The sequence below is a fragment of the Fibrobacter sp. UWR4 genome, from assembly GCF_003149045.1.
Lineage (GTDB): Bacteria > Fibrobacterota > Fibrobacteria > Fibrobacterales > Fibrobacteraceae > Fibrobacter.
Window position 1 is genome coordinate 1 of record NZ_QGDU01000056.1, and the last position, 12,782, is coordinate 12,782.

The 12,782-nt window shown below is 51.3% G+C and carries 12 protein-coding genes and 1 pseudogene; 3 read left to right on the forward strand and 10 right to left on the reverse strand.

Annotation, left to right across the window (positions count from 1 at the left end; genetic code table 11):
• From BGX12_RS14495 to BGX12_RS14525, 7 genes are all read right to left on the reverse strand, one after another.
• Positions 1-1,673: ATPase (locus BGX12_RS14495; protein ID WP_109736750.1), on the reverse strand; the 1,673-nt coding region annotated here is incomplete at its 3' end.
• On the reverse strand, positions 1,670-2,311 hold the full coding sequence (locus tag BGX12_RS14500; protein WP_109736751.1) for a V-type ATP synthase subunit D: 642 nt from the start codon (positions 2,309-2,311) through the stop codon (positions 1,670-1,672). The genes BGX12_RS14500 and BGX12_RS14495, both read right to left, overlap by 4 nt.
• A gap of 3 nt (positions 2,312-2,314) precedes the next feature.
• Complete coding sequence (locus BGX12_RS14505) at positions 2,315-3,616, reverse strand: V-type ATP synthase subunit B (protein ID WP_073284313.1); 1,302 nt, start codon at positions 3,614-3,616, stop codon at positions 2,315-2,317.
• Positions 3,609-5,366 carry a V-type ATP synthase subunit A gene (locus BGX12_RS14510; protein WP_109736752.1) on the reverse strand — a complete coding sequence of 586 codons (1,758 nt, stop codon included), beginning with the start codon at positions 5,364-5,366 and terminating at the stop codon, positions 3,609-3,611. The genes BGX12_RS14505 and BGX12_RS14510 overlap by 8 nt, the downstream gene beginning before the upstream one ends.
• A gap of 17 nt (positions 5,367-5,383) precedes the next feature.
• On the reverse strand, positions 5,384-5,920 hold the full coding sequence (locus BGX12_RS14515; RefSeq protein WP_109736753.1) for a DUF2764 family protein: 537 nt from the start codon (positions 5,918-5,920) through the stop codon (positions 5,384-5,386).
• A gap of 13 nt (positions 5,921-5,933) precedes the next feature.
• Positions 5,934-6,536, reverse strand: a complete 603-nt coding sequence (locus BGX12_RS14520; protein ID WP_073159260.1) for an ATPase — start codon at positions 6,534-6,536, stop codon at positions 5,934-5,936.
• Between the two features lie 295 nt (positions 6,537-6,831).
• Positions 6,832-7,425 (reverse strand): viroplasmin family protein, encoded by a 594-nt coding sequence (locus tag BGX12_RS14525; protein ID WP_109736754.1) that lies wholly within the window; start codon positions 7,423-7,425, stop codon positions 6,832-6,834.
• Positions 7,426-7,461: 36 nt separating this feature from the next.
• On the opposite strand from BGX12_RS14525, the gene BGX12_RS14530 reads away from it, so the two are divergent.
• Genes BGX12_RS14530 through BGX12_RS14540 form a run of 3 tightly spaced genes read left to right on the forward strand, consistent with a single transcriptional unit; the run spans position 7,462 to position 10,922 of the window.
• Positions 7,462-8,010, forward strand: a complete 549-nt coding sequence (locus tag BGX12_RS14530; RefSeq protein WP_109736755.1) for a hypothetical protein — start codon at positions 7,462-7,464, stop codon at positions 8,008-8,010.
• Positions 8,010-8,879: a PHP domain-containing protein gene (locus BGX12_RS14535; protein ID WP_109736756.1), complete on the forward strand. Its 870-nt coding sequence runs from the start codon at positions 8,010-8,012 to the stop codon at positions 8,877-8,879. The genes BGX12_RS14530 and BGX12_RS14535 overlap by 1 nt, the downstream gene beginning before the upstream one ends.
• A gap of 51 nt (positions 8,880-8,930) precedes the next feature.
• The gene (locus BGX12_RS14540; protein ID WP_146196369.1) at positions 8,931-10,922 is read left to right on the forward strand and encodes a putative porin; all 1,992 of its coding nucleotides are present in this window, start codon (positions 8,931-8,933) and stop codon (positions 10,920-10,922) included.
• A gap of 1 nt (position 10,923) precedes the next feature.
• Here the strand turns inward: BGX12_RS14540 and BGX12_RS14545 are convergent, their stop codons facing one another.
• From BGX12_RS14545 to BGX12_RS14555, 3 genes and pseudogenes are all read right to left on the reverse strand, one after another.
• On the reverse strand, positions 10,924-11,160 hold the full coding sequence (locus tag BGX12_RS14545; RefSeq protein WP_146196370.1) for a hypothetical protein: 237 nt from the start codon (positions 11,158-11,160) through the stop codon (positions 10,924-10,926).
• 93 nt (positions 11,161-11,253) lie between these two features.
• Positions 11,254-12,342, reverse strand: a complete 1,089-nt coding sequence (locus BGX12_RS14550; protein ID WP_109736759.1) for an FISUMP domain-containing protein — start codon at positions 12,340-12,342, stop codon at positions 11,254-11,256.
• 86 nt (positions 12,343-12,428) lie between these two features.
• Positions 12,429-12,782, reverse strand: a pseudogene (locus tag BGX12_RS14555) (hypothetical protein); the annotation flags it as partial.

Consider the following 12,782-nt stretch of genomic DNA (forward strand, 5'->3'; position numbering starts at 1 on the left):
GAACCGAACATAGGCGAAAGCATTTCGCTGAAGGATTCTGCAATGGCAGCACCGGAAAGGCCCACTGCGAACAGACGGATGTAGCTAATCACATCCACAAAGTTGTTCACGATGTTCAAGGCGAGCATAGGAATAGAAATCCATTCTTCCTTGAGTTTGGAAGGGGGCACAGAGAACAGCACCAGAAGCACTACGCCAGCGATGAGCACGTAGATCATCGGAGTGGAAGTAGGACCGCTGAAGAAGTTTCTGAACACTTCCGGGACCTTTTCGCCCAGCACCATGTTTCCTGCCAGGAAGAACATGTACCAGGTGGAGAACAGCCAGCCAAGCTGAGCCAGAGCCGTAGTACTCTTACGCTGGATCTGGACAATCACATTCCAAACGTGTGCAATAGTCAGATGGACCACTGCAATGCAGAAGCAGAAGAACTGCATGTTGGAAGACTGACGGATCCAATGCATGGCATTCTTCAGACCCTCGGGGCAGAAGGATGCATTAGCCAAGTCAAGATTAGCAACCCAGGGAGCAATTTCCGGGGTCAAACCGAGATAGCTAGCATTCATGATGCCCCAAACAATGGTAGCACCACTCATAAGGTACATAAAGCTAAAGCCTGCACTCTTGGATTTCGGAGCCTTCTTGCGGGCAACGATAGTGAGAGCCAGGAACAGAGCTCCGTAGAAGGCATCACCAACGATGATGGCAAAGAACAGGCTGAAGAAAGCCAGGAACACTGCGGAAACATCAATTTCCTTGTAGCCCGGAACGATACCGATAATATCGTACAGGAACTGCATGGGTTTCGCAATGGGCTTGTGGGTCAAAAGCGTGGGCACCATGTCGTCGTCAGAAGGATCTTCTTCGCGGACGCCCCAGCCGTTTGCCTTTGCTGCTTCCTGGATTTCAGACATGCGATTCGCAGGAGCAAAGCCCTGAATCATGGCGATGCTTGCACCAGCCAGCATTCCGCTTGCAGCTTCCTGAAGGTCGTATTCTTCGTCGGCATCAGCCAGTTCAGAATCGATTTCGGAACGCTTGGCAGCAAGACCTTCCAGAGTCTTTTCGGCCTTTGCAAGTTCTGCATTGGCGGCGGAGAGCTTCTGGCGCATTTCGGCCAAGGACATAGACGGCAGAGGAAGTTCCACAGCATCCTTTACGGCTGCGGGAGCTTCACCCTTGCTAATGACTGCATAAAGATTGCCAGTAAGGTTCTGACCGAAGGGCAGCACAACGGCACCATCATCAGCAGAAATAGTCTTGCTGGGATCAACTTCATAGAGTTTTACGAAAACACCGCTCTCTTCCAGAGACTTTACAGTCTGCGGGTCCAGATTGCCGAAGTTGTCAAGGCGGTTCAGGTCGTTATGGAGCTTGGAGATTTCGTCCGTAGCGTCCTTCTTGACCTGCACCATCTGATGCACGGCTTCGACTGCGGGCTGAGAAGCGATAGATGCGTCAAGAGCGACGGCATCCTTCCCTGCCTTGGCGGGGATTGCTTCGAGAGCCTTGCGGATTCGCATGACCTTGGACTTGGCGGCATTCAGCTTTACGCCCGTGGGATTTACCAGCGGGGTAACGTGAAGGATGCCCATCTCGCGGAGCTTTTCAAGAGAAGCCTCGCGTTCCTTATCCAGGCAGAGAATGGTTACTTTCTTCATAGGAGTAATCATGCAGCTACCCCCTTATTCTGAGCGGCGGCGGCATCCTGTGCAGCGGCACGTGCGGTAGACTTGCCCTTTGCAAGCTTACTGCGGGCCACGCCAGAGGTCTGCTGGTCACCCAGGAAGATGTTAATCTTACGGATGTTATCCTTGGCTTCGGGAATCTTGACCTTTTCGAAAAGATTCACGCGCTGGCTTGTGGTACGAAGTTCCTGAGAAAGAAGTTCGTACTGACGTTCCAGAACGCGGCGTTCCAGGCGCAGGGAAATAAGGCCCTGCAGACTACGGATACCGTCGTCCAGCCAAACCGGCGTAGCAAAGAAGTCAGGGATGGTCACATTGAAGTCTACCCCATCGTATGTAGGAATGCGGACACCGGCGATATTACCTTCGCCCTGGCGCACTTCCTTCACCGACAGGTACTTCGACCAGTCGATAGGTTCGGCATACAGCGAAATCCAGGAGGACATGCTCTTGCGGAGCTTGTCTTCCTCGTCGCGCTTTGCCATCACCCTCTCCTGGAGCGTACGCATTTCCATCTGCAGCTGCTGCTTCTTGAGCAACAGCGTGGGCAGATAGCGCTGGAAGCGCTTCAGTGCGTCACGTTCCGCCTTGAGGGCGTTTTTGGTTAACTTGACTTTAGCCATTAATTACCCCTTCTTGGGCCAATACTGACTAATCATCTTGGAAGGAATACCGGTTTCTTCGGGCTGGAAGCAGTCGGCAAGAATGGTCCAGCCAAGATCCAGAGCCTGTTCCAGAGGAATGTTCACGGACAGGTCCATCATTTCCTTTTCGAAACGCTGGCCGTACTTCAACAACTTCTGGTCCCAAGTACTCATGTTAAAGCCCATGGACTGCTTTTCAAGGGTTTCCTTGTAAGAAGCGTAGAGCTGGATCATGGTATTCATAATGGTACGGTGGTCGCTACGGGTCTTACCGTTCACCTGCTGCTTCAAACGAGACAGAGAACCGAACGGTTCAATACGGCCCTTACGCAGATAGAACTGACCTTCGGTAATGTAACCGGTGTTATCCGGAACCGGGTGGGTCACGTCATCGCCAGGCATGGTGGTAACGGCAAGGATGGTAATGGAACCGGAACCTTCGAAGTCCACAGCCTTTTCGTAACGGCTAGCGAGAGAAGAGTAAAGGTCGCCAGGATAACCACGGTTAGAAGGAATCTGTTCCATGGTAATGGCAATTTCCTTCATGGCGTCAGCAAAGTTGGTCATATCGGTGAGAAGCACCAGAACGTTCTTGCCTTCGGTTGCAAACTTTTCGGCAACGGCGAGGGATGCATCAGGCACCAGCAAGCATTCCACAATGGGGTCAGATGCAGTGTGCATGAACATCACAGTACGGCTAAGAGCACCGTTCTTTTCAAGGAAGTCCTTGAGGTACAGGTAGTCGTCGTGCTTCAGGCCCATACCGCCAAGAACGATGACGTCCACTTCAGCCTGCAGAGCAATACGGGCAAGAAGTTCGTTATACGGTTCACCAGCGATAGAGAAAATCGGGAGCTTCTGAGACACCACCAGGGTATTGAACACGTCGATCATGGGAATACCGGTACGGACCATGGTCTTCGGGATAATACGCTTTGCGGGGTTCACGGAAGGGCCGCCAATTGCGATACGTTCGCCATCGACTTCCGGACCGTTGTCACGGGGCTGACCAGCACCGTTAAACACGCGGCCAAGGAGAGCTTCGGAATAAGGAACCTTCATGGGTTCGCCCAGGAAGCGGACTTCGGAATCGGTAGAAACGCCACGGGCGCCTGCGAAAACCTGCAGGTCAACCATGTCACCGTCAATACGGATCACACGGGCGAGAGAAGTACCGAAAGAGCTAGTAACCTGAGCCAGTTCCTGGTTGGCAACGCCTTCTGCCTTCAGAGAGATCACAGAACCGGCGATGCGTTCAATACGATGGTAAGCAACATTATGCATTGACAGTTACCTCCTTCACGGAAGCAGTAATATTGGATTCAATTTCCTTGAATTCTGCGGAATCCATTGCAACGCGGTTCCAGTCCTTGGTAGCCTGAGTGAGCTTCAGGAAGAAGGTACGTGCAACATCCTTTTCTGCAAAGGACATGGGAGTCTTGAGAATTTCATAAACCTTGCCGAACACATACTTCTGACGGTCGCCAGTGCAGGCGGCGTCAATTTCGTGGTATGCGTCCTGCTGCAGATAGACTGCATCCAGGTATTCAGACTTGAGGTAGGTAATGAAGTCATCGATAGAGGTACCTTCTTCACCCACCACCTTCATCATGTTGTTGACGTCAACGCCAGCAGCAAGAATCTTGCGGGCATCGGCAACCTTCTTGGAATCGATGATGCCTTCGTACTTGGACCAGGAATCCAGCGGGTGGATTGCCGGGAAACGGCGCTGGTCGGAACGTTCACGGCTAAGGCCGAGGAATGCGCCCACCACCTTAAGGGTAGCCTGGGTCACGGGTTCTTCGAAGTTACCACCTGCCGGAGAAACGGAACCGCCGATGGTCACGGAACCAGTGGAACCATCCTTCAGGCGGACAACGCCACCGCGTTCGTAGAAGGCAGCGATCACAGATTCGAGGTAAGCCGGGAAGGCTTCTTCACCGGGGATTTCTTCCAGACGGCCGGACATTTCACGAAGAGCCTGTGCCCAACGGGAAGTGGAGTCAGCCAACAGCAACACGTTCAGGCCCATCTGGCGATAGTATTCAGCCAGGGTCACGCCAGTGTAAACGGAAGCTTCACGAGCAGCCACCGGCATGGAAGAAGTGTTACAAATGATAAGGGTACGTTCCATGAGGGACTTACCGGTACGGGGGTCGATCAACTCAGGGAATTCGCGAAGGGTTTCCACCACTTCACCAGCACGTTCACCGCAAGCGGCGAGGATCACGATGTCCACGTCGGCGTAACGGCTCATGAGCTGCTGCAGCACAGTCTTACCGGCACCGAAGGGGCCCGGAGTACAGAAGGTACCGCCCTGCATCACAGGGAAGAAGGTATCCACAATGCGCTGCTGCATGGTCAGCGGCTTGGTGGGGCGAAGACGTTCTTCGAAAGCCTTGATAGGCATCTTCACCGGCCAGGTCTGGACCATCTTGATTTCAATCTTTTCGCCCTTTTCGTTCTTGACTACTGCGACGACGTCTTCGACAACGTGTTCGCCAGCGGCAACGACGGATTCTACGGTCACCTTGCCGAGAACCTTGAAAGGCACCATGATGCGGTGGGTGAACACGCCTTCGGGTACGGTACCGACGGTGTCACCAGCGACCAAAACGTCACCAACCTTGGCTACCGGGGTAAAAGCCCACTTCTTGTCGCGGGGCAGAGCCGGCAGGTACTTACCGCGCTGCAGGAAGAAGCCGCACTGTTCGGCAAGTTCCGGCAGGGGGTTCTGAAGACCGTCAAACACCTGGGTCAGCAAACCGGGTCCAAGTTCCACGGAAAGAAGTTCACCGGTGAATTCCACTTCGTCGCCAGCCTTGAGGCCGGTGGTGTCTTCGAACACCTGAAGTTCAGCGTAGTCGCCGCGGATACGGATGACTTCGCTCTTCAGCGGGATAACTTCGGACTTGCCTTCTGCATTCTTGGAAAGCAACTTGGCGTATGCCACTTCGTTTTGAGATACGGCGCTTTCGAACTTGACGCGAATCAAGTTACCGTTGACGCCGATGATTTTTCCGATACTAGCCATTGAAAATGGACCTCCGGTCATTCCTGCACGTGGGCAGGATCGTTTGCATTAATAACTTCGATAACAGCTGCGTCGCCGGCCTCTTCAGAAAGGCGGGCCCAACGCGTACAAATCATAAGCTTTACAGCGTAAGCGTAAACATGCTTTACGGTTCCCTCCCCTACACCGGCGAGAGAATCTACAAGCCAGAAGCGGGCCTTGTCGATGTCCTGCTCTTTTTCCATAGGATTCGACTTGGCGAACGCATCCGAAATCATCTTGGCGAAGGTGACGTCGTAGCCAGGGAAAGAACGTTCGGCAAAACGAACTTCGGGGCCCCATGCCTGAGCACGGAGCCTTCCGGAAACGTTCTTCATCTGGATTTCGTGAGCCTGATAGGACTTCACGAACTCATCGTCAGAAGGTTCATCGTTAAGCAAGGCGTTCAATGCTTCCAATTCAGCCTGGTCCAGAGCGCCCTCGCAGCGGCTACGGAAATCATCCATAGTCACGGGCGGAACGTCACCCAGGTTGATCATCGGCAATGAAGCCATTAAATAAGAAGGAGAACTCATTGATTCGCCTTAATTACTTTGCCTGTGCTGCAGCGTTAACAACCTTGGCCAGCTGCGGGCGGAGCAATGCAGAAAGAGCGTCTGCCATTGCCTTTTCGGTAAATTCGTGGGTGACCTTGCCACCGTCCAGCTTGACGCGGAAGCCATACTTGACACCCTTATCGCTGGAAACTTCAACACCGTTGGAGAGCTGCTTTGCAAATTCGCCGGTAACGAAAGAAGCGAGCTTCTTGGCATCGGCTTCGCTGAAGTCCACTTCGACATGGGCGCTGTAGCCCTTAGCCAGAGAAAGGAGCATTTCCTTGACGGTAGATTCGTCCAGGGACTTTTCCACCTGGAGGGAGAGCAGGTTAAGAATCATATCCTGAAGATTCTTGCCTACAGAGAGAAGAAGATCGCGTGCGGACTGTTCCAGAGTGCGTTCGCTACGTTCGGTAAATGCTTCTGCGTCCTTATCGGCCTTGGCAAGCTTTGCCTGGGCTTCGGCTTCGGCGGCCTTTACGATTTCGGCTGCCTTTTCCTTAGCTTTAGCAATAATTGCCGCTGCATCATTTTCGGCCTTGTCAACAGCATCTTTCTGGATGCGTTCCATAAGGTATTGCAAATCTTCTGCCATATTATATCTCCAAATAAATCATTATCCCGATAAAAGCTCTCTCCATACGGTTTCACACAGAAAAACGTCCGAAAGAAGCCTTTCAGAAAAAAGTTCGGTAAGAATATACAAGTAATTTTTCTAAAAAGACTAGTTTTTCTTGAAAAAAAAGAAAAAATCGGGACGAAAACCCCGATTTTGTGGATGAATTGTAAAGTCCAAGAGCAGTTTTTCAAAAAGATTCCACAAAGTAAATAAAACTTTTCAAATTCTTATAATTATATGTTTTGAATTTCATCACATTTCGTGATGATTTCTACTTTTTCATCTTTTCCTTGCCCTTGGCGATGGCATCCTTTGCCAACTTATCCACCAGTTCGTTCCATTTCACTCCCGTATGGGCGGCAACTTTCTCGAACTTTACGCGATGGAGGTAAGGCTGTGCGGCAGACACGTACCGTTTGGCAATGTTACTCTTGGCCTGCCACTCCCCCTTTGCCCAGCGGGCAATACCTTCGTAGTCATGACAGATGACACCATTCTTATCGTTGGCATCCAGCCACTTCATGGCCTGATAGGAAGCCATCACTTCCCCATCGATATTTCGACTTTCCGCCTCAAAGGCCGTAATGCCAGACCCTCGGGCGATTTCCTCGTCATTTTCGGTCACCACAAAGCCCCAGCCGGAGTAAGGAAACCCAGGCGAGAACGAACCATCAACGAACACGCGGATACCGCCGGGAGCAGGAGCCACCATACCGGATATCCAGGCCTCAGCCTCCGCCATGGTACCAAAGGACTTGAAAAGCACACCCTTAACACCATGGGTTAGCTTTTCACACTCGGCCCAGGTGGTAACAATCTTACTTTCCGTAGGGGTCTTAATTGCGTAGAACTTTGATTTTGCCATAAGTAAAATTTAGTTAAAATAGTTATATTTCGAGTCGTGAAACCATCTCTTTATTTTGCAGACCGATTCCGTTACTTCTTTAAGCGATTCTACAGCGAAGTCAAGCTGTTCGAATGGTTCAGGGAACGTGCGGGCGAAGAAACCGGGAACATTGTCCTCCCGGACATGCTAAAGGGATGTCCTAAGACACTGATTTTCCTGCCCAAGGATATTGAGCAGTCCTCTAAATTTCTGAAGGGGCTCTCCCCGAAGATCATCAAGAATACAAGATTCTGTGTTCATGAATCCTTACAGGCTACCGTCGCCACCCATCAGGGCCACGCATTCTATTATAGCGATTCGGAATGTCGCTATGGGGAAACCGCATTCGAGACCCTGGAAGAAAAGATCCGTGAGTACGCTCCGGAAATTTGCGTCTACGTAGGTGAGAATTTCCTCCCCCGCCTGTATCTAGCAAAGATCAGCGGCGCAAATGTGAGAATAGGCTTTAACAGCGAAGATGTTTACCCCTTCCTGAACATGAGTCTCCGCCCGGACAAGTCCACCGAAGCAGCCTTACTCAACCAGTATTTCGAGGTTCAGTAATGCAGAAGGGCTTTTCTACCATCATTACGGAAAATGGCGGCTATGCGGACCTCCATCTGCATACCAAGCTTTCCGATGGTACACTGGATGTGGAAGAACTGCTGACCCTATGCAAGAGAAAGGGGCTGCGCTGCATTTCCATTACGGACCACGACAACCTGGATTCCTACAATCTGGCTATTGAACCTGCAAAGGCCATCGGTCTCGAGATTATTCCGGGAATCGAGATTTCTTCTGTATGGCAAGGAAAGGACATCCATATTCTGGGTTACTACTGTGACCCTACCAACCTGGCCCTGAACATGGAACTGCAGGATTTTGCCAAGCAGCGCATTACCCGAGCCAAGGCCATCATCAAGAAGCTGAACAATCTTGGAATAGACATTACCTACGAAAAGGTGCTGAGCTATTGCAAGGGAAAGGTCATTGGACGCCCCCATATCGCCATGTCCCTGGTGGATGAGGAATATATCGGAAGTTTTTCCGAGGCATTTACCAAGTACCTGGGCGACGGCTGTGTCGCCTTCGTGGAAAAGAAGGGCCTGAACCCCCAGCAGACCATCCGCCTCATTGAAAATGCAGGTGGAATTGCAGTGCTCGCCCACCCCTACAAGTCTGGCGTCAGTGACGAATTCATTGAGCAGATGGTGGAATGGGGCGTACAGGGCATGGAAATCTATACGCCGTCCCAGAAGGGCGCCGTTGGACGCAAGTACAAGGAAATGGCCCAGCATTACGGGCTTGTGGGCACAGGAGGATCTGACTTCCATACGGAAAGTGGCACTTACCCGCCCAACTGCACCAAGATGCCCTATACGGTGGTCCAGGCCCTCAGGGAACGTCGCGAAAAGTTCCGTGCCGAGTGGTAGTTTCCGATGGTCGACCGCCTCCAACAGATATTTACACTAAAGTGCCTGTTCTTGCTGGTACTGTTTTTTGCAGGCTTTACCCAGGCAGAGATTATTCGTCAGGACAAGTCCACCCGTCCTACCGCCCAGGACTCCGTCTTTAAGACGCCCTGGGGTATTGACCCTGCACCTCGTGAGACCGACGCCGGTCGTTGGGTCCTTCCCCTACGTGAAGTCATGCAGCGCACTTACGATGTTTCCGGCCAGAAATCCGAATGGGTTCTGGGAACATCCATTTTGGGAAACCCGGAACTGGACGCAAGCTCCATGGGCATGGCCACCCTCTCCAGGCGTTACCCCAGCAAGTTGGCAGGGCTCTATACCACCCGCTTAAGTTTTGACGGATCCACCCTGAACCTGAACGGGGATAACGGTATCCTGCTGGAAGAACCAAAAGGCATCGCTGTTGACACCCCCGTTACCGACCTGAACTGGGAGCGGCCCGCCTTTAGCGGAAACGCGCTGCACTTGGATTTCAGGCGCTTGATAACCGACTCTGTCACCTTGGATTTAGGATTGTCCGCCCACTCCAATGTGGATTCCAAGGAATACAGCTACACCAACGTAACCCACTCCCCTTACTTTGCCCTTGGTCGCGACTCAACCCAGATTCCCTTTGGCGGAAGAAACATCGCCATGAACAGCATGCATATCCAGCCCACCCTGACCTGGCGCTTTGGATACGGCAAGGCATTTGCCAAGGTAAACTACTTTAGCCTGGAAAATGCGGACAACACTAACCACAAGGTGCAGCTGGATACTTTGGACAAGTCCATCCGAACATTCCTTGCAGACCCTTATACCATCGACATCAAGGCAATGACCTACGGCGCTGGCGTGGAGTTCTACCCCATCAAGGGGCTAACCATTTCTACGGACATTACCTACGGCGAACATGAAATCGAGGAAGACTCCCTGGCAAGAGTGGGAGTTTCCGTAGAAGAGTATTACGACACCCTGGGATACGTTCACCGGGATACGACGTTCTACGACACGGCAAAGACCATCAACTACCAGACCGTTTACGGAAACGCAGGCGTTTCCTACCATACGATTCTAAATCCCGCACTGAAGTTTAGTTACGAGTTTTTGAACGGATCCAGTGACGGAAGCCATAAGGAAACCATGACCTACCAGCAGGACCGTGAGCTTGGATACGTGGAGCTGTCGGACACCTTGGGAGGCTGGTTCCTGTTTAGAACGCAGGCAGGTATGCAGCGCAACAGCTCTGTTCTGGACACGGTCGAATTTGCCAAGGCATATTCCGTGGACGTACTGGCACTGTTGCCGTTCCACCTTCGACTGAACGGAACTTACCGCCACGACAACCGATTCCCGGATCTAGCGCAGCTTAAGTTTGGCGAAACAGGCCGACTGGCATTCCCCAACAAGGATTTGAAATTCGAGGAAAGGGACCGGGCCACCCTCAATGCAGGCTGGCAGATGCGTGATGTGTTCTACGGCCTGGGATTCCGTTTTGAGAATGCAGACAACCTGATTAAACCCGCCTGGGTAAAAGAGGGGGAAGTGGATTCCACCAGCCGTCTGGACGAAGTCTACCGATGGGAAAACATCGACAACGTAAAATCCCTGGACTGGATTCTTCAGGTTGGTTTTAGGCTTGGCAACTGGAAATTCTATCTGGAACGCGGGGAAACTCTGGACAGAAACAGAATCCTTCTGGACACACCCCGCCTTTACTACAAGGGAAGCATTCACTGGCAGAACCGTTTTGTCCAGGACCGCCTAGGCGTAAGCGTACGTGTGGACTGGCAGTGGTTTGGCGACCGCTATGACTGCACCATTAACGAATTCGGAAACCCCGAACTGGAATACATGAAGAAGTATCTGGCTCTGGATTTCGAAGCCCGCATGCAGATCCTTACCTTTGAACTTTACAGCAGGATCGAGAACTTCAACCACAGCATTTACATGCCCGAATCCGGCTATACTCCTGAAGGGCTGCGAATCGCCTACGGCATCGTATGGACTTTTGGAAACTAGGCTAGACGTCCCCACCGCTAAAGCCGAGGGATTCTTCTAGCCAGTTATCCGTACGCTGCACGGAAACACGACTTTGGTAAGATTTTTTACCGGCACGATGCTGCGCCCACTTTACCGCCCAGCAGGAACAAGGACCCGCATAAGAGCAAAGCGGCAACAAGGAAGAAGGCAGATTGCGTCGAAGAACGTCATCCTCGAAACTTGCATTTTGGACATAATATGGGCCTTGGATACGCACTTTGCGTATCGTGATGTTAAACTTGGGAATGGGAGCCCTCACCATGAGGGTTCCCGAGAATCTTTTTATGCGAAATTTTTTAGGAGATTGGTGTTACTCCACCATTACACAACGGACGGAGAAACCTTGCGTTTTCAGAACGTTATCAAATTCAAGAATCGTACTTGTACTTGCAGAAAATGACGATCTAACAGTTTCTATATTCAATTCCTCAGGATAGTACCAATATGTACCCGTATTTACGTTTCTAAAACTTTGGTTAAACAAATACCCAGCACCAACCAGGGAATAGCCGGTAGTATTATAGCCACTAAACCTATATTCAGAACGCACGCCCTTAATGCCATGATTGTTACCATCTGCATTAACGATAGTGTACATGTCGTTATAGGTCTGCAGGCGCCAACCGGTCGGACAAATTCCTTGGTGTTTTTCCTTAATCAGGTCTGCACAGCTCTTTGTATTGCACTCGCTGGGTAGAGCCATCATTTCGGCCCACTGGTACAGGCCGCCATACTTGTCACAATAGGTGGTATCATTATCATAGCAGTAACGCTCTATCTTCGTATCATCTTCTTGATTTTTCCTGCCACGGACCATTTCGCCGATATTCAGATTTTCGGCCATGACTGTCACAGTATTGGCTTTACCGCTGGTATCCTTACCAGTAATAGTGATGTAGTAGTAGCTACGGCCATTACGTTCATCGGTAAACTGCTTATACGCACCACCATTGTATTTTGAACTTTCCAGAAATTTAGAATGATCAAAGGGCACATATTCGCTGCTGCTGGAAATCTTCACAGAACTGGAGGAAGACTTAGCACTGGAACTAGAAGCAACAGAAGAACTGCTCTTTGCTGTGCTAGAAGAAGACTTTGCGCTAGAGCTAGAAGCAACAGAGGAGCTGCTCTTAGCCGAGCTACTGGATCCTTCGCTCGATGAGCTCAGGATGACGCTGGAAGAGCTGCTGCTCTTTGCTGAGCTGGAGCTGCTCCTGGCTTCGCTGGAGGAAGAAGATTCCTTGGCGCTGGAAGAGTACTTAACATCAGAGGAACTGCTCTGGATGGCGCTTGAAGAAGAGCTGTCGATTTCGTCGTCATTAGCGCTGGAGCCGTTATCGCCACCGCAGGCCACGAACATGACAGCTGCGATAGACAACATAAACAGATATTTGGTCATATGTTCTCCTAACTTTCTCTCAAAAATATAATAAATGCCCCGATGAACAATCACCGGAGCCTTTTAATCAATGTTCAGAAATAGAATTAGCTTTTCGCATTCCCAGAGGCAATCTTGTCTGCCAGTTCCTGCACTTTTTCAAGGGGAAGCTTGAGAACGCGTGCAACACGATCCACAGAATCACCATCACGAAGGAATGCTTCGGCGTCACCCAGTCTCGCTTCGTCGCGGCCTTCTTCACGGCCTTCTTCACGGCCTTCGCGGCGGGCGGTTCCGATTCGTGTCTTGATTTCAGCCTCTGTGACCATACCTGCTGCAATCTCCTTGATAAAATTTTTCTCGAGTGCGTTCACCATCATCCGGCGGTAGACATCCGCAATGACGGGATCCTTCGTCTTGGGGGCGTCCTTCGCGGAAGCCATCCTGGTGAAGAGTTCCAG